Below are 21,327 nucleotides of genomic sequence, written 5' to 3'. Positions count from 1 at the left end.
GATTTTAAAAATCTTTGGGATTGTATAATTAGAAAAAGCTATTTTTTAGTCTCTTGTCAATTTCTTATAACGGATTCTCTTAGGAGCATGATCCCCTAGTCGTTTTCTCTTATTTTCTTCATACTCTGTAAAACTACCTTCAAAAGAATAGATTTGAGAATCACCTTCAAAAGCGATGATATGAGTACAAACTCTATCTAAAAACCACCTGTCATGCGAGATAATTACGGCACATCCCGCAAAGTTATCCAGTCCTTCTTCAAGTGCTCTTAATGTGTTTACATCAAGGTCGTTAGTAGGCTCATCCAGTAGTAATACGTTTCCTTCTTCTTTAAGTGTCATAGCAAGGTGCAAACGGTTGCGCTCTCCACCAGAAAGTGCCGATACCTTTTTATTTTGCTCACTACCCGAAAAATTAAAACGACTTAGATAAGCTCTAGAATTCACCATTTTTCCTCCCATCATGATCATGTCCTGACTGTCTGCAAAGTTCTCCCAGATGGACTTCTCTGGATCTATGTTAGAGTGATCTTGATCTACATAAGCTAGCTGTACCGTTTCTCCTACTGCAAAAGAACCTTTATCCGGCTTTTCTTGATCCATGATCATTTTAAAGATGGTGGTTTTACCAGCACCGTTAGGACCTATAATCCCAACAATTCCATTTTGAGGTAGTACAAAATTCAAATCTTCATAAAGCAGCTTGTCGCCAAATGCCTTACTCACTCCATTAGCTTCAATAACATTAGTTCCTAAACGTGGACCGTTAGGAATATAGATCTCTAGATTTTCTTCTTTGGCCTTTTGATCTTCATTTAAAAGCTTGTCATAATTACTCAAACGCGCTTTTTGTTTGGTCTGTCTACCTTTTGCTCCCTGACGCACCCAGTCCAGCTCTCGTTGAAGGGTTTTCTGTCTTTTAGATTCGGTTTTTTCTTCTTTTGCTAGTCGGTCTCCTTTTTGCTCTAACCAACTGGAATAATTCCCTTTCCATGGAATTCCTTCACCTCGATCTAATTCTAAGATCCATCCAGCAACATTGTCTAAAAAGTACCTATCGTGAGTTACAGCGATAACAGTTCCTTTATATTGAGCAAGGTGTTGTTCTAGCCATAATACAGACTCTGCGTCCAAGTGGTTGGTTGGTTCATCTAACAAAAGTATTTCTGGCTGCTGTAATAACAGCCTACAAAGTGCTACACGACGACGTTCTCCACCAGATAGGTTCTTTATCTCAGCTTCCCCTGGTGGTGTGCGCAATGCATCCATTGCTATTTCCAATTTGGTGTCCAGCTCCCAAGCGTTTAACGCATCGATTTTATCTTGAAGAATCGCTTGACGATTCATCAACTTCTCCATCTTATCGGCATCTGTGTATACTTCTTCTAGGCCAAAATCGTCATTGATTTTATTGTATTCATCAAGAACAGCGACAGTTTCTGCTACACCTTCACGTACAATTTCCATAACAGTTTTTGTCTCATCAAGCTGTGGCTCTTGCTCGAGATAACCTACATGATACCCCGGCAAGAAATTGATATCCCCTTGATAGTTCTTTTCCATCCCAGCAATGATCTTCATCAAAGTAGATTTACCAGAACCGTTAAGACCTAGAATACCGATTTTTGCACCGTAGAAAAAACTTAGGTGAATGTTTTTTAATACTTGTTTTCCAGTACTTTGATAAGTCTTTGAAAGACCTGACATGGAAAAAATAACTTGTTTATCGTCGCTCATTTGATGTGCTTTTTACTTGTAAAATATTATGTAATTGGGATAGGGTGTTGTCTTCATATCGCTTTCGCGAAAGCGTCACCGCATCCATCCCCTTTGATTTTATATAAAGACCTTTATCTGAAAGGTCTAGTTTTTCTAATTCTTTAAAACTAAAACCAAATGTTTTTCTACCTACTAATTTAACGGTTATTGACGTACGGCTGTAGGAAGCAGAGTTACGTGTTGAAAACCCCTCGTAACTATTAAAATAGAATAAGGTTACTGCCGTAAGGGCAGCGATCGAACTATAAAGTTTAAAATTGTTTAAAAAGAAGACTCCAGCCATTACCAACATGAAAACTGCCAGCACGAGTATGATCTTGAAGCGTAGGGTGTTCATGTCTTTAAAGTGGATCACTTCTTTCACCTATACTCTTCCTTTAAGCGCATTAAAAACCCACGCGATAGCAAAAAAACCAACTCCTACCGCTGCAAATCCATAACCTGCAACTTCTTGATACTTAAAAGCACCTAATGCAATAAGTCCTAAACCAACGATGATCATGATCAAAGTTGCCCATCCTAAAACTCCATTTTTATTCAATGCCATAATTCTCAAATTGGTGTGCAAATATACGCAGTTAAAACCGTGTTTATCGCCTTTTAGACAGTCGACTAACGGCAATAAAATATTCGGCTTTTTGATTAAAAAAAGTACTAAATATATTTTTAATATTTTGATTTACATACAGTTAACTAGTGCGACCTTCTTTTTAAAGTTTAGGTGAATAAACCACAATTAAATTTAGATATATTTTATCGTATTAAGTAGTAGTTAAATAATATTTTTGCGCTCTATCACACTGAACTGGAACTCCCCTAAAAACGCGCTAACTTGAACTGCAATCATTTAAATAAAGAGCTCTTCTTGATCATTTTCTTATTGATAAGTTGTCAAAGTTTTTCCCAACTCATCAATACCACTACCACACTACCGGTGGATCAATTAGTACAGCAAGCATTGGGTAATGACTGTATGGAGATATCTAATGTTAGCTCAAGTATAAATGGCAATGTTGATGGATTAAATAGTTTCGGCAGTTTTACGCAAGGTGGTTCTTCATTTCCTTTTTCAGATGGTTTCTTTTTGAGTACTGGTGATGGCAATCGTATAGGAAACACACTAATTACCACAGATTTAAGTGATGGAACAGCTGCTTGGACTGGAGATAATGATCTGGAGAATATTACAGGAATCACAAATACAGTGAATGCAACTGTCATAGAGTTTGATCTCATAAGCAGCTCAAATAGAATTAGTTTCAACTACTTACTCGCCTCAGAAGAATATCAATTAGACTTTCCATGCAACGTAGGTGATCGGTTTGCTTTATTACTAAGACCACAAGGCGGTACTTATCAAAATATTGCCGTGCTCCCCAACACCAGTACTCCAGTGGGTATAGACACCATTCACCCAGAGGTGGTAGGACAATGTCACGCCGCAAATCAAAGTTTTTTTGCAGGTCAGATGTTAGGCGATACTAATTTTGAGGGACGTACAGTAACTTTAACTGCTGCAGCAACGGTTCTTCCTAATACGGTCTATCACCTTAAAATGGTTATAGCAGATCAATCCAACTTTGATCCAACCGCATATGACAGTGCTATTTTTATTGAGGCCGGCAGTTTACAAGCCGAAGTAGATCTAGGCCCAGATTTATTTCCTTGTATTGAAGCCACGCTAAATGCAGACATAGGTAACAATCTAGCCACTTTTAGATGGTTCAGAGATAACACAGAACTTCTAGGACAAACCAGCAGTACTCTTGTTGCTGACACTACTGGAAATTATCGAGTAGAAATAAGTATCGCCCTTCCTGGTTCTAATTGTATTATCACAGATGACGTCTTTGTCACTGTCGACCCCAACCAACTCAATATTAATATTGCTGATCAATCGCTATGTGATGACTCCAGTGCAGATGGCTTTGAATCTTTTGATTTACTCAACTTGGGTAACAATGCTCTGACACAACTTCCTGCAGGGAACTATACTACAGACTTTTATTTTGATCAAACTGACGCACAAAATGAAGTGGGTCAACTACCTGATAACTATACAAATACCATTAGCCCACAAACGATCTACATACGCATTAATGATTTAAATACAGGCTGTCAAGGCATACAACCAGTCCAACTCATCGTTAATGATGCACTTGTAGCCACAGACTTCACTTTCAATACTTGTGATAACAATAGTGATGGTATATTAAATATAAATCTGTCTACATTAGATTCTGGAGTAACTACTGCTACTTCCAATGTTGCCATTTCTTATCATCTTACAGAAAGTGAAGCCCTCAACAACACATCACCTCTTTCTGGTACGTATACCAATTTTTCAAATCCAGACACCATATTTGCTCGAGTTTATAACACTATTAGTGGCTGTTTTGCTGTAAGCGAAGTGACCATAAATATCGTTTTACCACCTTCCCTAAATAGTGATTTAGAAGTAATAGATGCCTGTGATACAGATCAAAACGGTTTTGCTACCTTTAATCTGTCCAGTGTTATTCCTGATTTCACAACTGCTCCAAGTAATTTCAATATTAGTTATCATACCTCTCAAGCAGACGCAGATAACAATGTAAATGCCATTACCAATCCTAATTCTTATGATAACATCACACCTAGGATACAACGTGTCTATATTAGATTTGAATCATTAACTACAGGCTGTGCCACCATTTCCCCTCTGGACCTTTATACAAATCTTTTATTAGACAGAACAAATATTATAGACCAATCACAATGTGATGATATTAGTAATGACGGGTTTGAAAGCTTTAGTTTAGAAGAAATTGCCTTGGGATTTATCAATGGCATTCCAAATGTGGATATTGAATTCTTTGAATCTGAAATGGATCAACTTTCTGATATAAATCAACTGGATCCTTTGATAGGTTATACAAATCTTACCAATCCTCAAACATTGTACATAAGAATAAATAGTCCTACTTGTACCGAGTTTGCAGAATTTGAGATTAGGGTGGAGCCTTATTTTGAATCGGCAGCTGTTCCTGATCAAACCTATTGTGATGAAGATCAAGATCTTGTTACTACTATTCCACTTAATGAATTTGACAATGCGGTAAGAGGGGCTTTTGGTAATGACCATAGTGTTCTTTATTACTTATCACAAACAGATGCAGATGATAGAATTAATGCTGTTACAAGTGTTGTAAATACGACCAATCCATTTACTGTTTATGCAGAGTTAATTGCACCGAATGGATGCAGTGATAACCAAACGATGCAAATAAACATTCTGCCAGCTCCTGTATCTGGAACACCCGCAGGTTTTATAATTTGCGATAACGATCAAGATGGTTTTTCCTTGATAAACCTTAGCTCTCAAGAGACACAACTAACAACTGACGCAAATAGAGCCATTACGTACCACAATAATTTTTTGGATGCCGAATTAGGAACCAACCCTATCTCCAACCCTACCAATTATAACACACAAACAACATCCATATTTGTGCGAGTTGAAAACACGATAACCGGCTGTGAAACTATTGTTATACAACCTATTATAGTCAATACATTACCCGTATTCCCAAGCATCAGCACTTATCAACTTTGTGAATCAGACGCTGATAATGTGGAAGACTTTTTCTTTTCCATTAAAGATTTTGAAATATTAAATGGTCAGATGGGTAAAACAGTGCGCTATTATAGAAATAGTACCGATGCCAACGCAAGAAACAATGAAATCGATAAGTTCAGTGCTTATCAAAATACAAGCAATCCACAAACGATTTGGGCAAGAGTAGAAAATGATACCGATATTTCTTGTTATGGAGTAGATTCCTTTCTCATACAAGTAGATGAATCTCCCACCTACAATGCTCCAGCAGATTTAAGGATTTGTGATGATGATAATGATGGTTTTTTTACGTTTGACTTACAGCAATCCATAGATGGAATAAGAGCAGGAATCACTGCTAACCTAAACGTATCCTTCCATGTATCTATATTAGAGGCAGAGTCCAATACAAATCCATTAGGCCTTAATTTTACAAATACAGTAAACCCTCAGACTATTTATGCGAGAATAGGTAATGATGTGAATTGTTTTGTAGTGGAGGATATTGTTTATAATGTTATCGACAGTCCACAAACTAATGACATCTCACCTTCGATTTTATGCGACACAGATTTAGACGGTTTTGCTGTATTTGATTTGACAACAAGAGAAACAGATCTCGTGGGCTCGCGACCTTTTAATTCTACTTTGTCATGGCATACCAGCATTGCTGATGCAACAAATGATCTCAACCCTATTAGTAACGATGCTTCTTTTACCAACACTACAAATCCGCAATCGGTTTATTTAAGGTACTACAATACTGTTTCTATGTGTTTTAGTATAGGCACCTTAGATTTAATGGTCAACCTACCCCCTGAACTATTAACTGTTAGTGACTTCTCCATTTGTGAAAACCCAACCCAAACGGCCCAACTAGACGAAGTCACTCCTTTGTTTATAGATCCTTTACCTGCCGGTTTTAGCACCAGCTTTTATAGCACAAACCTCGATGCGATCAACGCAACAAACGCATTGAATACGGACTATAATTATACCGCAAACAACACCTCTTTATTTATAAGAGTAGAAAATGGAGTTAGTGGCTGTTTCTCTACTGCTCCTTTTAACTTAAGAATCCTGGCAGCACCACAAATCGCTTCAGCAGGAAGTTATGACATCAGAATTTGTGATGATAATTTTGATGGAATTCGCAATTTTAATTTATCCAGCAATATCAGTAGTATCTTAAACGGTTTAGACCCCACAAACCACAGCGTTCAATTTTATCCTACTTTGATAGATGCTGATGCTGAAACGAACCAAATCACAGATACCAACGTTTCTGTTAATCAATCAGACACCTTCTATATAAGAGTTACCAACACCACAACAAACTGCAGCAGTACCGGTACCTTTGAAGCGTTTGTAGATCCATTACCTATTTTGGTGATAGATCCTGTACATATTATTTGTAACAATACATTTGTTAACGTAGATGCTTCCAATGCTGTCTTTGGAGAAAGCTACCTCTGGTCTACAGGAGCAACTACGAGCAACATTAACATCACCGCAGCCGGAAACTATAGCGTTCAAGTAACCAGTAATAGAGGTTGTACAGCCCCCGCTATAAACTTTACAGTCATAGCATCAGAAACACCTATGGTAAACTTTGTAGCCTCTACTAACTTTGAAGATCCAAATTCCATTAGGGTTACTGTTAACGGTACGGGAGATTATAGATTTATATTAGACAACGGTCCAGCGCAATTAAGTAACCTGTTTACTAATGTGAGTAGAGGTTTTCACGAGGTGAGTGTCATCGACCTAAACGGCTGTGCACCTTCTCCTCCACAACTTGTTTTGATTATAGATTACCCTAGGTTTTTCACACCTAACAATGATAGTTTTAATGATACTTGGTACGTGGAAGGGATTGATACGTTTGATAATGCGACCTTTTACATTTTTGACCGGTATGGCAAATTATTAAAAAGCTACGGTAAGGATAGTAACGGTTGGGATGGAATATATAATGGCAATCCTATGCCTTCTTCAGACTATTGGTTCTTATTAGAAATAGAGGACACCAGAGGTAATATAGAAGTGAAAGGCCATTTTTCCTTAAAGCGATAGAAGGCCATCTACACTATTTCAATTCTTAGGTCTTGTGGCATTTTTGGGACCGCTTACCCCATGGCTAGAGAGCATCAATCACTTAAGAAGTAATAACTACCAGCTACCACCAGCGCCGCCGCCGCCGAAACCGCCACCACCGAAGCCGCCACCAAAACCACCACCGGAGCTGCTACCGCCACCACCAAAACCACCTCGTCCCAAACTGCTTAAAACGATAATATCTAGTAAAGAGCCTCCAGGATTCCTGCTCCCTGTACCACCACCTTTATTTTTATTGCGTACGTTAAGAATAACGATCAAAAGAAAAACTCCCATGATCAATAAAAAAGACCAAGGAATGCCATCGCTTGCCGCAGCAGAACCTTTAAACTCGCCTTGAAGGCCCTGAAAAATAGCATCTGCTCCTTGATCAAGTCCTGCATAATAATTTTTGCTCCTAAAATTGGGAACCAATACGCGATTAACGATACGTTCTGCATCAGAATCCGATAATATCGACTCGATACCGTAGCCTGTATTGATATCTACTTTACGATCATTCACAGCAAGAATTAATAAAATACCATTATCGGCATCTTTTTGACCTATTCCCCATTTTTGACCCCACTTTGCTCCAAGTCCGTCCAGTTCTTCTCCATTAGCACTGTTAATAATAGCAAATACAATTTGCGTAGAAGTCGTATCTGCATAGCGTTTTAACTTGAGGTTGAGCGCCTCTTTTTGTGCTTTGGGCAATAGGTCTACGTAATCGTAAACAAAAGCTTGTTGCCCATCTGAAGGACGATTAGGAATATCAAACTGCGCTTGAGCAAAGTTAGAACAGCTTAAAAAAGCTAGGGTTATGTATAAGAAATACTTCATCAGCTTACAGATATTTCGTCAGAAAGTTCATTGGTATCATCCGTATCCCAAGGGAAATGGGCCGCAAGTTTTTTACCTACTAGTTCTATGCCTGCGATGAGGCCGTTTTGGAATTCGCTTTCGCGAAAGCGAGACAAAACTTCATCTCTTACAGCGCTCCAAAAATCATCTCCTACTCTGGCGTGAATACCACGATCCCCTATTAAAGCAAACTTTTTATCATCTATGGAGACGTAAAAGAGAATTCCGTTTTCTTCTTTAGTATTATCCATTTTAAGCAAATGAAATAATTCTTGGGCGCGTTTCACAGGCTCACTGCATTCGGATTCTAGATGCACCCGTATTTCTCCACTCGTACGCATTTCAGCTTGACGAATGGCTTCTATAATTGCTTGCTCTTGTGAAGCGTTGAGAAAGTCCTCTACTTTAACTGACATCCTTAATTATTTCCAAATAAGTTGTCTACATCAGGGGCTTTTTCTGCACCTTCGTCTGCTTTAAAAAATGCTGCCTCATCAAAGCCATAAACACCTGCCATTATATTTCCTGGAAAGCGTTTGATCTTCACATTGTAAATCTTTACAGCATCGTTGTAGCGTGTTCTGGCAACACTAATTCTATTTTCAGAACGACTTAACTCATTGATCAACTCCTTAAAGTTTTCATTTGCCTTGAGGTCAGGGTAATTTTCATAAGTGGCTAGAAGTCTTCCCAGTCCTGTACTTACGGCACTTTGTGCTTTAGAGTAGGCCGCTATATTTTCTTCTGTGAGTTCAGAGGCATCCACTTTGATAGAAGTAGCGTTTGAGCGCGCTTCAATAACTCCAATCAAGGTTTCTTGTTCAAACTCAGCATACTTCTTAGCTGTTGCTACAATATTAGGAATTAAGTCATTACGCCTTTGATAGGTGGTTTCTACATTTGCCCAAGAGCTGGTTACACCTTCATTGGTTCCTATAGTACTGTTGTACCAATAGATACCGTAAATAACTAAAAGTCCTACTATAATTCCTGCTATACCTAATCCGCTTATTTTTCTCATTTTATAATTCTTTAATTGATTTGTGTCTATTTTAAACTCAAAGTTACAGGAAATTTAGAAAAGTGTTGTCTTAAAAAGTCAAATCGCTTTTCTTGGGCTGTAGACTCTGTAAATACGCTGGTGTCTTTAATAATCTAGACCCATACCAAGAAAACAACTCGCCGTCTACTACCTTAAATTCTGGAATGACGTTAGGTTTAATCGGGTCTTGTGATGGTGCTGTAAGAAATGCTAGTTTCAAATCGGCAATATCATCAGCAGTAAACGGATAAGGTTCTGAGGATAAAAACACAGCCTCTGGCTGGAGCTTGATCATGGCTTCCACGTCTAATTCTGGATATCTGACAAAGCCTTCAGCAGCATTTATAAATCCGGCTTTCTCCAGCATGTCATTGATAAAAGTACCTTTTCCAACACTCATATAAGGTTTTTTCCAAATGAGATACAAAGCTTTGTGTTCTAACTCTGGTTTTTTCAAAGTCTTGAAAGAACTAGAGATATTTCTGATCAATGATTTTGCTTTGAATTTGGATCCTGTAAGCTCCCCGAGATCAGCTATCATTTCTAGAGCTTGTTCTAGGGTATCTATATCAGAAACGTAAGTAGGTGCGATATGATCGCAAAAGGAAACGATGGCAGGTGTGTTTTCTTCTCGGTTACAAATAATAAGATCTGGCTGTAGCTCTAAAATACGTGATTCTACTATTTTTTTAGTACCTCCTACTACCTTTTTTTTATCGATCAATCCAGCTGGATGTATACAATAACGAGTTACTCCCACAAGCCTATCTTCTAGACCTAAGTCTATTAATAGTTCGGTTTGGGAGGGTACTAAAGATATGATGCGTTCTGGCAGTTGATCAAGCGAGATCATTCTACCTAATTGATCTGGTATATTACAAAACATTAGTCTAGTGCGTTTTTAGTTACCCATAATTTGTATCCAAAAAGTGCCATTTGCCATTTACTGGCTTTGGCAAGATCCAGTCGCCTTTTTGTAAAGCTGGGTAAGACCGCTTTATTGATTAGGGCTAGCAGTTTGAATACTTCTTTCTTCATAGCTCAAATGTAAGGTTTTGGCAGCCCGATCTGTATTAAAAAAACGCAAAACCCATTCTAGAATTTAGAATGGGTTTTGTGGATAATCCTAATAAAAATCTCTATTTTCTAATAAGGAATAGTAGTTATGGTAGGAGTTTTTTTACCCTTTATAAATGTAATCTGAAGTTCCTTGACTCCTTTGCTAGTTTCATAAGTATGCTGGGAACCGTTGATTTCGTATTTCAATTTTACCAATCGATCACTTTGCATGCGATGTGTGATCAGTTTAAAATTATGTCCGGCTTTTTCCAGGGCTTTTTGAAAATTTTCAAAGCCTTCATTTGATATGTTGGTGATATAAAAAATTTCCTTGTTACCTAAAGTGAGACGGCCATGACCTTTATGCTTCATTAGAAAATCACTTGTACCATTTTCAAATATTTGAGCCATTGTCTCTTCTCTATCAGCTTCAACCTGGGCTCTTTTCTCTTCCATTATAGCATGCTTTCCTTCTGTAAGAATGATTCTTTGTTGAATCAAAGAATCCCTACGTTCTTGACTTTCTGACCTCAATTCTTCACGTTTGTGAAGTGTTTCTTGTCGTTTTGCTTCTGCTTTTCCTCTTAACTCGTATCTAGTTTCTTGATTTTTTAATGGAGTTGTAGTGATAATCAGTACGCCGTTTTTTCCTTTCTTTCCATATTTTTTGATGGCTGCACTGTCTTTTAAAACAGTTACACTTTCAATAAGATATGGTGGTATTAATTTCCATTCTTCCTTATCCATTTCTTTCCCATCAACAATCGTAAGAGGTGGGTTTTTTCCTAAACCTGCTTTTAATTGAGCCGCTGTAGTGGGTCTAGTAGAAATACCATTTTCAAACGCATACGCTGTTTGCGGCTTTTGGAACTGAATCATCTTTATCGTATTCGTCAATGAATCCTTGTTCATCTTCTTGAATTGAATTTGTAATTCATGTTGCAAAGAATCTATGTCTAGGTTTTTCATTTGAATAGATGCCTCCCGAAGAATACTATCCATATTGATATTTTGCATTTCTAGATGTAGTTCCTCTAAATTGATGTTCTTAATTTGCTCCTTTACCTGCTTCATCAAACTATCCATATTAATGGAAATAGCGTTTCTGGATACCGAATAACTTACCGTACTAGGTAAGGAATAAGATTCACGAGGAGTATTAGCCTTACAAGCACCCATACTCCATAACTGAGCATCTTCTTTTATAATTCCTGTCACGCATATTTCAGGGATGCCATCATCATTAGCATAGGATTGGGAACTGGTATAACCATCATTATCGTCTAGTGTGATTTTAATTCTTACGACCTTTTCATTTTTTATTTTCAACCTACTGTAGTCAAAATCTACGTTGTATTCCTTTTTTAAGTACGCCTTCTTTTCATCGAGGTATTCTTTTGTAGATGTGGCGTCTATGGTAAAAGTAATGCTGTGATCAAAATCTAGGATAGGATCTGTGGAATCTTTTGTAACGCCAGCTGTATCTCCATAAAGAACCGTATCTGGAACAATTACTTGACTTCCATTTTGATCTATAGAAAGTGTGGTTTTATCTTTAGGAATATGCAAGGAAATCTTATCAGGATAAGCCATTAACAACATCAAGCCATTAGTTGACAGAGCCTCTACTGTAAAGCCTTTTTCCCAGTCTTTACCAGGAAACTTTGCCGACACTCTCATGGTTTCCAGCAGCCCTTTTGCATCTCTAATGATATCATCAAATCTCAATTGGTAATTCCCTTGAACCTCAATTTGCATTCTATACATCTCCAACTGCTCATTAGTTGTGGCACCAGTAATATCAAAAACCAATTCTTTGTAACTATCAACTGAGGTTTCAGAATTTGAAATTTGGGGGTTCTCCTTATCCACATACTCCACTTCTTCCACCACATTAAAGCTGTAAAGGAAAAGGATTATCACGGGCAGTATCAATGCATATTTATAAGCATTCCACTGGGCTGAGGCTTCTTTTTGTAACATGAGAATACGTTTTTTAATAAATGGCGTGAAGAAATTATTGGCCAGTGCAGGCTGCATATGACTGGCCGCAGTACTGAGCAAGGTGCGCTCATAGCTTATTCCTGTGGTGTTTTGTGTTGCAGCCTTGGAGTCGGCTATAAATTCTAGATTTTCTCCTATCTGTCTTTTTAATACCCACACCAGCGGATTGATCCAAAAAAGAGCTTTAAAGACATGGGATACTAGTAAATCGATGGAATGCCATTGCTTTGCATGAACTTTTTCGTGTTCTAAGATCAAATCTAGTGCTGCTGTGCTTTCATCTTCTAGAGAATAACATATGTAGTTAAAGAAACTGAAGGGGGTTAGCTTTCGCGAAAGCTTCACAAAAACAAACTTCCCAACTCGTTTTTGAGTTCCAGAAAGAATCAAACTGCGCAGCGAGCTTAGTTCTACGAACATTTTACCAAGGAAAAATATAGAAATAGCTAGGTATAAGTAAATGGCGAGCATTCCATAGTCAAAAGCTGTTGCTTCCACTGGAGGTTGCTCCATAATCATAGCCATAGGAGTTACCATTTGCTGTGGTAGATAAAGTAATTGCTCTGCCTGCTCCACGTAAACGGTTTGAGTAATTTCTATTAACGGAAAGAGGATGCTTGCTGCAATACCAGCTAATAAAAACCAACGATTGGTATTGAAAAAGGTCAGGCGGCGCAATAAAAAATGATAAATGAGTACAAATAGGCTCAGTACTCCAGCGCTTTTTAATAGATATTCTAGTACAGCTTCCATCCTATTTCTCTTTAGATTCTATCATTTCCAAAATCTCTCTCAATTCTGTGGCGCTTATTTTCTCTTCTTTGGCAAAAAAAGAAACCATATTCTTATAAGAATCATTGAAATAGCTGGTCATCGCATTATTTACAAACTTGTTGCGATAGGCTTCTTTTTCAACAATAGGAAAGTAACGATGCGTCTTACCAAAGGCTTCATGAGCTACATAGCCCTTCTCTTCCAGCTTGCGAACAATAGTAGATACCGTATTGTAATGATTAGCACCCTGGAGTTCAGGAACGATTTCTTTAACAAAGGCTTTCTCCAGACTCCAAAGTGCCTGCATTACCTCTTCTTCTTTTTGCGTTAATTTCTCCATGACTAATGTATTTGTTCTTATTTATTCATACAAATGTATAACTAATATTGTAGTTGTCAAACTATTTTTATAGTTATTAAACTACTGATCTAGTTAACTAATGTTATTAAAAATCTTATGTTGTAAATCTTATATTACTTTTTGTATAGTTTGTTTTACTTTTAGTCCATTTTATATTACATTTGCTTTATAAATGATCTGTATTATGAAAAATTATTTGTTTCCATTTAAATACAAGAAGCTAGGAATGCTTCTGTTTTTATTGAGCTTTACTAGTTTAATTGCGGCCATTATTTTTGATTGGTCGCCAGAGGCTTTAGATGTTACCGTGTTTTCTCCATTTGACGATGGCTTTTTAAACGGTACGGTTTCTGGCCCATATGAAAAGAATAATATTCTGGATGAGATTTTAACAGTCATTGCTCTTACAACTGGTATGTTATGGTGTTTTTCCAAAGAAAAAATAGAAGATGAATTGATAGGTCTTATCAGAAAAGATGCGCTGATATGGGCAATGTATGTTAATTATGGCCTATTTATAATCGCTACCCTATTTATTTATGGATTCTCCTTTTTCAATGTACTTATGATTAATGTTTTTACGCCTATACTGGTTTTCATTATTAGGTTGGAGTGGAAAAAGTATCAACTTAAAACGGCGAGCGATGAAGAATAAATTAAAAGTATTGCGAGCCATGCATGATTTCACACAGCAAGATCTAGCAGATAAAATACAAGTAAGCCGTCAGACCATTAATACGATAGAAAAAGGAAAATATGTACCCTCTACCCTACTAGCCTTAAAAATGGCTAGCGTTTTTAAAGTAAACGTATTAGAGATATTTGAGATGGAGGATAGTGACTGGGGTTGATTTATAATAAATGTATAGCGGTTATTTAAAGTTAACAACTGCTACTTTTTCTTTTAACATCGCACAATTCCTTTAACTTTGCCTCAAAACAAGCATTGTGCGTATAGATATCATCACCTTATTACCAGAATTGATAAAAAGTCCTTTTGAAGCCTCCATTTTAAAAAGAAGCATCGAGAAGGGTCTTGTAGAAGTGCACATGCATAATTTAAGAAAGTACGGACTTAATAAATACAATCAAGTAGACGACTATCAGTATGGTGGTGGAGCAGGAATGGTTATGATGATTGAGCCACTGGATAAGATGATCAATGGACTGAAAGGGGAGCGGGATTACGACGAGGTGATTTATATGACTCCAGACGGTGAAACCTTAAATCAAGGAATGGCTAACCATCTATCGCTCAAAGAAAATATCATGATTGTATGTGGGCATTATAAAGGAATTGACCAGCGGGTGCGGGATCTTTATATTACTAAAGAAATCTCTATAGGTGATTATGTACTATCTGGAGGTGAGCTAGGAGCTGCTGTTTTATGTGATGCCTTAATCAGATTAATTCCTGGCGTGATAAGTGATGAGACTAGTGCATTGACCGATAGTTTTCAAGACGGATTACTGGCCCCACCTGTGTACACCCGTCCGGCAGACTATAAAGGTCACAAAGTTCCTGAAATATTATTAAGTGGTAACCTTGGAGCCATAGAGTTATGGAGAGAAGAAAAAGCTTTTGAAAGAACAGAAGAAAGAAGGCCTGATCTTTTAAGCGAAGATTAACACCTATAATTGGTTAAAAAGTTTTAACTTTACAAGACAATATTATTATGAGAAAAATTTTACTCTTTTTATTACTAAGCGTTTTTACGTTCTCCTTAGGTGCTGCTATCATACAAGATAGTGGTCATGATACTGTTGTTACCACACCTATTCAAAAAGAAAAGGAAAAACTTACGATCCTTACGAATCCAGTCAAAGATGGTTATTTAAAACTGACCTTCTCCAGCTCCACTAGCAACGATTTAAATTTAACCATAATCAACTCTTTGGGTAAGCAAGTATATAATGCAAAAAGAAGTATTAACAGTGATGAGCAAACCTTTGATGTATCTAAACTCAGCACAGGAATGTATTTCCTTAGAGTAAGTACTACCTCCTCCAATTTTGTGAAAAAATTGATTATTAGGTAACTCCCTTTAAAAACTTCTTATTTTATTTGTCAGTTGATGACAAGGTTGTATTTTTGCAACTCGTAAAAATTAACCTCTGACGATAATCGTGAACGTTAGTACCTTACATAAATAAAATAATTCCTAGTAACATGGAACAATTAGTAAAGTTCGTACAAGACGAATTCATAGAAAAAAAAGATTTCCCTAAATTCTCAGCTGGAGATACCATCACTGTATTTTATGAGATCAAAGAAGGTGAAAAAAGCCGTACACAGTTCTTCCGTGGAGTTGTTCTTCAATTAAGAGGTACTGGTTTAACAAAAACATTCACTATTAGAAAAATGTCTGGTGGTATAGGTGTAGAGCGTATTTTCCCTTTAAACCTTCCAGCTCTTCAAAAAATCGAAATAAACAAGCAAGGAGCGGTACGTAGAAAACGTATTTTCTACTTCAGAGAACTTACTGGAAAGAAAGCACGTATCAAAGAAGCGCGCAGAAAGTAATCCTTTTCAATTATATAAAAAAGCTGCCCTTTATCGGGCAGCTTTTTTTATGCGCTAAAATTTTATAAACTTATATATTGATAATAGGTGTTTCTTTCAAAATTTGACACTTTAAGTGCTAAGCCTTAGTGAAAATCTTTTAAAAATAGCCTCGTTGCTTTATATTTGCGAGCTGATCAAACAGATCGTAGACGATGACGTATCCTATCGTTTTATTACAAATTAAAATTCAATTCAACATGTCACATCAACCTAAGATCATATATACTAAAACAGATGAGGCACCAGCCTTAGCAACATCTTCTTTCTTACCTATTGTAAAAAAGTTTATCGCACCAGCAGGAATTGATATTGAAAGCAGAGATATCTCACTTGCCAGTAGAATACTTGCTGTTTTTCCAGAAAGATTAAAGGAAGACCAAAAACAAGAAAACGCACTTGCTGAATTAGGTGAGCTTGTAAAGCAATCTGATGCAAACATCATCAAATTACCTAATATATCTGCTTCTTTACCACAACTGATCGAAGCTATTAAAGAGTTGCAAGCAAAAGGATATGACATTCCTCACTATGTGGAGGAGCCAGTAACAGAAGAAGATAAAGAGGCTAAAGCACGTTATAATAAAATAAAAGGTAGTGCGGTAAATCCAGTTTTACGTGAAGGTAATTCTGACCGTCGTGCTCCTAAACCTGTCAAGCAATACGCAAGAAACAACCCTCACTCCATGGGTGCTTGGAGTAAAGATTCTAAATCTCATGTATCCACAATGACTGCTGGAGATTTTGCCCATAACGAGAAAAGCTTTACTACAAAAAAAGAAACTACTGTCGATATACAATTGATCGATAAGGCAGGTAGAGTTCATGTTCTCAAAAAAGGACTCTCTTTATTAGAAGGAGAAATTCTTGATGCTACCTACATGAGTAAGGCAGCCTTATTGGAATTCTTAGAGGAGCAAATAGACGATGCTTTAGAAAAAGATGTGCTGTTTTCTTTACACATGAAGGCGACAATGATGAAGGTTTCCGACCCTATCATATTTGGCCATGCAGTAAAAATATTTTTCAAACCCTTATTTGATAAATACAGCAGCGTATTTAATAAAATTGGTGTAGATGTTAATAACGGACTAGGTGACCTATTGAGCAAACTTCACGAACTTCCTGAATTGGAAAGAGAAAAGATTCAAGATGAACTGCGCGAAGTGTATAAATATAGACCTCAACTGGCTATGGTAAATAGTGACCATGGTATTACTAACCTCCATGTGCCTAGTGACATTATTATTGATGCCTCTATGCCTGCGATGATCAGAAACTCTGGACAAATGTGGAATAAAGATGGTAAGTCTCAAGACACAAAAGCGGTTATTCCAGACAGCTCTTATGCTGGAGTTTACGATGCTACTATTGAATTCTGTAAGAAGAATGGTGCTTTTGACCCTACTACAATGGGGACTGTTCCTAATGTAGGCCTTATGGCACAAAAAGCTGAGGAATACGGTTCTCATGATAAAACATTTGAAATCGCCTTTGGCGGAAAAGTTCAAGTAGTTGATGCAGCTGATGGTACGGTATATTTAGAGGATAATGTAGAAGCTGGAGATATATGGAGAGCTTGTCAAACTAAAGATGCACCTATTCAGGACTGGGTAAAGCTTGCTGTAACAAGAGCTCGAGCTACTAATGATCCTGCTATTTTCTGGTTGGATAAAAACAGAGCACATGATGCTCAAATCATCAAAAAAGTAACTCATTATCTTAAGGATCATGATACTCAAGGACTTGATATTACGATAGCTTCTCCTATAAAAGCTACGGAACGTACGCTGAGAAGAATGAAAGATGGAGAAGACACCATTTCTGTCACTGGAAATGTATTAAGAGATTACAACACAGACTTGTTCCCTATTCTTGAAGTAGGAACGAGCGCAAAAATGCTCTCTATCGTTCCATTGATGAATGGTGGTGGATTATTTGAAACTGGTGCTGGTGGTAGTGCTCCAAAACACGTTCAACAATTTGAGCAAGAAAATCATTTGCGTTGGGATTCTCTTGGAGAATTTCTTGCACTTGCCGTTTCATTAGAACATCTTGCTATTTCTTATAAAAACGAAAAAGCACAAATCATCGCTGATGCACTGGAAAGAGCAACAGAGAAATTCTTAATCAATAGAAAGTCTCCTTCCCGTAAAGTAAATGAACTAGATAACAGAGGTTCTCAATTCTATCTTGCTACCTATTGGGCACAAGAGCTAGCAGATCAAGATATTGATGAAGAACTTGCTGCACAATTTACTCCGCTAGCTAACAAGCTTGTGGAAAACGAAGAGAAAATTACTAGTGAACTTATTGCTGTACAAGGCAAGGCTATGGATATAGGTGGCTACTATTTGCCAGATCCCGCTAAGACTGAAGCTGCCATGAGACCAAGTAAAACTTTTAATGAAATTATAGGGTAATTAAATAATTATCAACTATTTAAATTCCCAATATCAAATCTGATATTGGGAATTTTTTTATCCTTCTTTTAGGCAAATGTATTCCTCATATAATCACATCTCGTTTTCTCTTTTTTATCAAAACAAAAGTTGATGTTGGATTTGATTCATTACGAAGGAGATAATACCAAGAATTTAACACATAAAAAAAAGGGGAATACTATCATAGTATTCCCCTTTTAACTTTGGATGCTGGAATGATTATTCTGCCTTAGCAGGATACCAGTCCATAAGGGCTACCTTAATACCACTATTGGTATCATCAATCATTTTCTTGAATTTTTCTACATCTTGAAACCCTTCGGTACCTCTGTAATGATAAGGGATTACCTGCTTAGGTTGAAACTCAAGAACAGCGTTTGCCGCTTGGTCGATATCCATAGTGTAAGGTAAATTCATACATAAAAACGCTTTATCTATATTCTTTAATGCTCTCATCTCTGGGATATCTTCTGTATCTCCAGAGATGTAAACACGATAACCGTTTTTCTCTAATACATAACCGTTTCCTCTGCCTTTAACATGCATCTCTAATCTACCTTCTGTGAGGTTGTACATAGGGACAGCTGTAATTTCTATTCCTGAGATCGTTTTAGTTTCTCCGTTGTTGATAATGTTAGAAGGTTTAAAACCTACCATCTTATCTGCTACAGCTTGTGGAGTAATTATCTTACTAGCTCCTTTTACGGCAGCAAGCGTTTCTTCATCCAAGTGATCATAATGTACATCTGTGATCAAAGTTACATCAGCTGCAGGCATACCTTCAAAAGCAGCAGCTCCTCCTGTAGGGTCTACATAAATAATCTGACCGTTCCAGTCCAATACAAATGTCGCGTGAGATATAGGTGTTACCTTTATATTGTTAGGCTCTGGCAATGTTTGCTCTTCTACTGTTTCGGTAGTTGATAGTTCTTCTTCTACAGTCTCTCCCTTGTTGTCTTTACAAGAAATACTCATCATAGAAATAGCAAATAAGGCAATAAATACTTTTTTCATTTTATTTGATTTTAAGTGTGTTTAAATTTAATTACCTCCATTTTATATTTACATAAAATAAAACTAAACTCTAATAATAACTGTTAACCATCTTAAATACAATTACTTGAATTTGGTTTCTAAACCTTAAATTAAAATAGGTAACCTTTCTCTAACTTTATAAAGCCTCGTTACTAACAATATTGTAAAACAAGGTTATTCTTTAATTTCCTTTGTTTAAAGAACTTAGAAATAGATTTGTCACAACGTAAAAATACAAATATGAAAACTAAAATTCTACTTTTTGCTGCAGCTGGTTTATTAACATTAACAGCATGTAATAATGACGAGTCACCTAGGTTAAATCCACAAGCAGATGATGTGGTGCTTAGAGCTCACTCCATAACTCCTAACTTTTTAAAAACTACTTCAGAGTTCTCTTCGGTAAATGTATACCCTATCCTTTCTAGTGAAGACCAATTGCAAGATACGCCTAACTTTGTCTACGGTTCCATGGCAGATGGATGCGGATTGATTTATAACGCAAATGAACAAAACTATACAGTAATCAATAATCTTGAAGCAGATTATTCCATAGCTCGCATTACACTAGACAAAACCTTTCAACCTATTGCAGGTGAATATATCTTAAATGAACAAGCTACAGGATCCACAGCTCAATGTTCTGGTTCGTTAATTACTCCTGAAGAACATGGCTTTGGACCTCTTTATCTTTCTGGTGGAGAATGGGGTGGCGCTTCAAAAGGAGTTTTTGCTACTGAGGTGACTAAAGATGCTTCTTCTAGAATGTTTCCAGAAATGCTTACCGCTATGGGACAGTGGAGTACTGAAAATGCTGTTGCGATAGGAAAAGACGCTTATGACGATAAAACTGTCGTTTTTATAGGTGATGATCATGCTGACAATAACATCCCTTCTGGACAATTAGGAATGTATGTAGGAGATCGAGGTGATCTTTATAATGGAACACTTTATGGATTAAAAGTAACCTCAGCAGGAATTAATTTTGAAATGGACATGCAAGAAGGACAATCTTATGATGCCTCTTTTGTGGAACTGAATGAAAAAAACATAGACCTGTTAGATGCTGAAGCTAAAACTAAAGGAGTTATGGGCTTCTCTAGACTAGAAGATATCGACTGGAGACGTGGTAGTGACAACAACCAAAGAGAAGTATATTTTGCAGTTACTGGCCGCAAGAGAGATGCATTAGTTGGTAAAGGGGCACAGTACGGACGTATATACAAAGTCGAATTAAATGAAAATGACCCAACAGGACCTGCAAAAATTACTTGTGTACTAGATGGAGATAAAATAGGTGGTAAAGCATGGGGTTTTCACAGTCCTGATAATATCCTAGTCACTGAAAACTATGCTTATATTCAAGAAGATCCTAACGGTTATTTTGACGATCCTGCAAGAACTCATTACGCGAGATTGTATCAATACAATTTGACCACAGGAGTTGTAAAAACTGTTCTAGAATGTGACCAAGTAGCGGCAGCAGCAGCGGGAATAGGTAGCGAGACCAGTATCTGGGAAATAACAGGAATGATAGACATCTCTGACCAGGTAGGGATTGAAGGTACTTTTATGGTTGCTACACAAAATCACGGTTGGGAACCAGCAGACGGCAGCGCTTTCTCTGACCCTAATGCAGTAATAGACATAGCAAGCAGCAGAAAAGAAGGAAGTATCTTATACGTTCTAACTGGATTAGATAGATAA

Annotated in this window: 19 protein-coding genes; 8 read left to right on the top strand and 11 right to left on the bottom strand. The window is 37.1% G+C overall.

All coding sequences use genetic code 11. The annotated features are described in order from the left end of the window. Nucleotides 1–45: 45 nt before the first annotated feature. From ettA to CW736_RS08705, 3 genes are read right to left on the bottom strand one after another with little or no spacing between them, the layout of a single operon-like run. Nucleotides 46–1,737 (bottom strand): energy-dependent translational throttle protein EttA, encoded by a 1,692-nt coding sequence (gene ettA / locus CW736_RS08715; protein WP_101013584.1) that lies wholly within the window; start codon nucleotides 1,735–1,737, stop codon nucleotides 46–48. Further along, complete coding sequence (locus tag CW736_RS08710; RefSeq protein ID WP_101013583.1) at nucleotides 1,724–2,143, bottom strand: hypothetical protein; 420 nt, start codon at nucleotides 2,141–2,143, stop codon at nucleotides 1,724–1,726. Before CW736_RS08710 ends, ettA begins: the two co-directional genes overlap by 14 nt. Continuing rightward, the gene (locus CW736_RS08705) at nucleotides 2,144–2,326 is read right to left on the bottom strand and encodes a CAL67264 family membrane protein (protein ID WP_101013582.1); all 183 of its coding nucleotides are present in this window, start codon (nucleotides 2,324–2,326) and stop codon (nucleotides 2,144–2,146) included. A 285-nt stretch (nucleotides 2,327–2,611) separates the two neighbouring features. Here CW736_RS08705 and CW736_RS08700 point away from each other — a divergent pair, with 285 nt between their 5' ends. Continuing rightward, nucleotides 2,612–7,453, top strand: a complete 4,842-nt coding sequence (locus CW736_RS08700) for a T9SS type B sorting domain-containing protein (protein ID WP_157810915.1) — start codon at nucleotides 2,612–2,614, stop codon at nucleotides 7,451–7,453. 96 nt (nucleotides 7,454–7,549) lie between these two features. Here CW736_RS08700 and CW736_RS08695 read toward each other — a convergent pair whose 3' ends face one another. From CW736_RS08695 to CW736_RS08665, 7 genes are all read right to left on the bottom strand, one after another. Then, a complete protein-coding gene (locus tag CW736_RS08695) occupies nucleotides 7,550–8,317 on the bottom strand; it encodes a TPM domain-containing protein (RefSeq protein WP_101013580.1) in 768 nt (255 codons plus the stop codon). After that, nucleotides 8,317–8,754 (bottom strand): TPM domain-containing protein, encoded by a 438-nt coding sequence (locus CW736_RS08690; RefSeq protein WP_101013579.1) that lies wholly within the window; start codon nucleotides 8,752–8,754, stop codon nucleotides 8,317–8,319. The genes CW736_RS08695 and CW736_RS08690 overlap by 1 nt, the downstream gene beginning before the upstream one ends. A gap of 2 nt (nucleotides 8,755–8,756) precedes the next feature. Continuing rightward, a complete protein-coding gene (locus CW736_RS08685) occupies nucleotides 8,757–9,359 on the bottom strand; it encodes a LemA family protein (RefSeq protein ID WP_101013578.1) in 603 nt (200 codons plus the stop codon). Nucleotides 9,360–9,429: 70 nt separating this feature from the next. Further along, a complete protein-coding gene (locus CW736_RS08680; RefSeq protein ID WP_101013577.1) occupies nucleotides 9,430–10,266 on the bottom strand; it encodes an ABC transporter substrate-binding protein in 837 nt (278 codons plus the stop codon). Further along, on the bottom strand, nucleotides 10,266–10,418 hold the full coding sequence (locus CW736_RS08675; RefSeq protein ID WP_101013576.1) for an SsrA-binding protein: 153 nt from the start codon (nucleotides 10,416–10,418) through the stop codon (nucleotides 10,266–10,268). Before CW736_RS08675 ends, CW736_RS08680 begins: the two co-directional genes overlap by 1 nt. A gap of 108 nt (nucleotides 10,419–10,526) precedes the next feature. Next, nucleotides 10,527–13,196, bottom strand: a complete 2,670-nt coding sequence (locus CW736_RS08670; protein WP_101013575.1) for a M56 family metallopeptidase — start codon at nucleotides 13,194–13,196, stop codon at nucleotides 10,527–10,529. A gap of 1 nt (nucleotide 13,197) precedes the next feature. Beyond that, complete coding sequence (locus CW736_RS08665) at nucleotides 13,198–13,557, bottom strand: BlaI/MecI/CopY family transcriptional regulator (RefSeq protein WP_101013574.1); 360 nt, start codon at nucleotides 13,555–13,557, stop codon at nucleotides 13,198–13,200. Nucleotides 13,558–13,762: 205 nt separating this feature from the next. Here CW736_RS08665 and CW736_RS08660 point away from each other — a divergent pair, with 205 nt between their 5' ends. The 6 genes from CW736_RS08660 to CW736_RS08635 all read left to right on the top strand — a co-directional run bounded on the left by CW736_RS08660 (nucleotide 13,763) and on the right by CW736_RS08635 (nucleotide 18,564). Next, nucleotides 13,763–14,233, top strand: a complete 471-nt coding sequence (locus CW736_RS08660; protein WP_101013573.1) for a hypothetical protein — start codon at nucleotides 13,763–13,765, stop codon at nucleotides 14,231–14,233. After that, nucleotides 14,223–14,429, top strand: coding sequence for a helix-turn-helix transcriptional regulator (locus tag CW736_RS08655; RefSeq protein WP_101013572.1), 207 nt, complete (start codon nucleotides 14,223–14,225; stop codon nucleotides 14,427–14,429). Before CW736_RS08660 ends, CW736_RS08655 begins: the two co-directional genes overlap by 11 nt. A gap of 97 nt (nucleotides 14,430–14,526) precedes the next feature. Further along, nucleotides 14,527–15,207, top strand: a complete 681-nt coding sequence (trmD, locus tag CW736_RS08650; protein WP_101013571.1) for a tRNA (guanosine(37)-N1)-methyltransferase TrmD — start codon at nucleotides 14,527–14,529, stop codon at nucleotides 15,205–15,207. A gap of 47 nt (nucleotides 15,208–15,254) precedes the next feature. Continuing rightward, nucleotides 15,255–15,617, top strand: a complete 363-nt coding sequence (locus CW736_RS08645; protein ID WP_101013570.1) for a T9SS type A sorting domain-containing protein — start codon at nucleotides 15,255–15,257, stop codon at nucleotides 15,615–15,617. Between the two features lie 131 nt (nucleotides 15,618–15,748). Further along, nucleotides 15,749–16,102: a 50S ribosomal protein L19 gene (rplS, locus tag CW736_RS08640; protein ID WP_101013569.1), complete on the top strand. Its 354-nt coding sequence runs from the start codon at nucleotides 15,749–15,751 to the stop codon at nucleotides 16,100–16,102. A 239-nt stretch (nucleotides 16,103–16,341) separates the two neighbouring features. Further along, complete coding sequence (locus tag CW736_RS08635) at nucleotides 16,342–18,564, top strand: NADP-dependent isocitrate dehydrogenase (RefSeq protein ID WP_101015088.1); 2,223 nt, start codon at nucleotides 16,342–16,344, stop codon at nucleotides 18,562–18,564. Between the two features lie 240 nt (nucleotides 18,565–18,804). Here the strand turns inward: CW736_RS08635 and CW736_RS08630 are convergent, their stop codons facing one another. Then, on the bottom strand, nucleotides 18,805–19,599 hold the full coding sequence (locus CW736_RS08630; RefSeq protein WP_101013568.1) for an MBL fold metallo-hydrolase: 795 nt from the start codon (nucleotides 19,597–19,599) through the stop codon (nucleotides 18,805–18,807). Nucleotides 19,600–19,860: 261 nt separating this feature from the next. Between CW736_RS08630 and CW736_RS08625 the strand changes: the two genes are divergently transcribed. Continuing rightward, nucleotides 19,861–21,327: an alkaline phosphatase PhoX gene (locus CW736_RS08625; RefSeq protein WP_101013567.1), complete on the top strand. Its 1,467-nt coding sequence runs from the start codon at nucleotides 19,861–19,863 to the stop codon at nucleotides 21,325–21,327.

Source organism: Nonlabens sp. MB-3u-79 (assembly GCF_002831625.1).
GTDB lineage: Bacteria > Bacteroidota > Bacteroidia > Flavobacteriales > Flavobacteriaceae > Nonlabens.
The sequence above is the reverse complement of the archived record's forward strand: the minus strand, read 5'-3'. Positions and strand labels throughout refer to the sequence as shown.

Excerpts from the sequence above, each read along its gene's own strand:
- ettA (WP_101013584.1), bottom strand. The coding sequence starts at position 1,737 with ATGAGCGACGATAAACAAGTTATTTTTTCCATGTCAGGTCTTTCAAAG.
- CW736_RS08705 (WP_101013582.1), bottom strand. The coding sequence starts at position 2,326 with ATGGCATTGAATAAAAATGGAGTTTTAGGATGGGCAACTTTGATCATG.
- CW736_RS08695 (WP_101013580.1), bottom strand. The coding sequence starts at position 8,317 with ATGAAGTATTTCTTATACATAACCCTAGCTTTTTTAAGCTGTTCTAAC.
- CW736_RS08690 (WP_101013579.1), bottom strand. The coding sequence starts at position 8,754 with ATGTCAGTTAAAGTAGAGGACTTTCTCAACGCTTCACAAGAGCAAGCA.
- CW736_RS08685 (WP_101013578.1), bottom strand. The coding sequence starts at position 9,359 with ATGAGAAAAATAAGCGGATTAGGTATAGCAGGAATTATAGTAGGACTT.
- CW736_RS08680 (WP_101013577.1), bottom strand. The coding sequence starts at position 10,266 with ATGTTTTGTAATATACCAGATCAATTAGGTAGAATGATCTCGCTTGAT.
- CW736_RS08675 (WP_101013576.1), bottom strand. The coding sequence starts at position 10,418 with ATGAAGAAAGAAGTATTCAAACTGCTAGCCCTAATCAATAAAGCGGTC.
- CW736_RS08670 (WP_101013575.1), bottom strand. The coding sequence starts at position 13,196 with ATGGAAGCTGTACTAGAATATCTATTAAAAAGCGCTGGAGTACTGAGC.
- CW736_RS08665 (WP_101013574.1), bottom strand. The coding sequence starts at position 13,557 with ATGGAGAAATTAACGCAAAAAGAAGAAGAGGTAATGCAGGCACTTTGG.
- CW736_RS08660 (WP_101013573.1), top strand. The coding sequence starts at position 13,763 with ATGAAAAATTATTTGTTTCCATTTAAATACAAGAAGCTAGGAATGCTT.
- CW736_RS08655 (WP_101013572.1), top strand. The coding sequence starts at position 14,223 with ATGAAGAATAAATTAAAAGTATTGCGAGCCATGCATGATTTCACACAG.
- CW736_RS08645 (WP_101013570.1), top strand. The coding sequence starts at position 15,255 with ATGAGAAAAATTTTACTCTTTTTATTACTAAGCGTTTTTACGTTCTCC.
- rplS (WP_101013569.1), top strand. The coding sequence starts at position 15,749 with ATGGAACAATTAGTAAAGTTCGTACAAGACGAATTCATAGAAAAAAAA.
- CW736_RS08635 (WP_101015088.1), top strand. The coding sequence starts at position 16,342 with ATGTCACATCAACCTAAGATCATATATACTAAAACAGATGAGGCACCA.
- CW736_RS08630 (WP_101013568.1), bottom strand. The coding sequence starts at position 19,599 with ATGAAAAAAGTATTTATTGCCTTATTTGCTATTTCTATGATGAGTATT.
- CW736_RS08625 (WP_101013567.1), top strand. The coding sequence starts at position 19,861 with ATGAAAACTAAAATTCTACTTTTTGCTGCAGCTGGTTTATTAACATTA.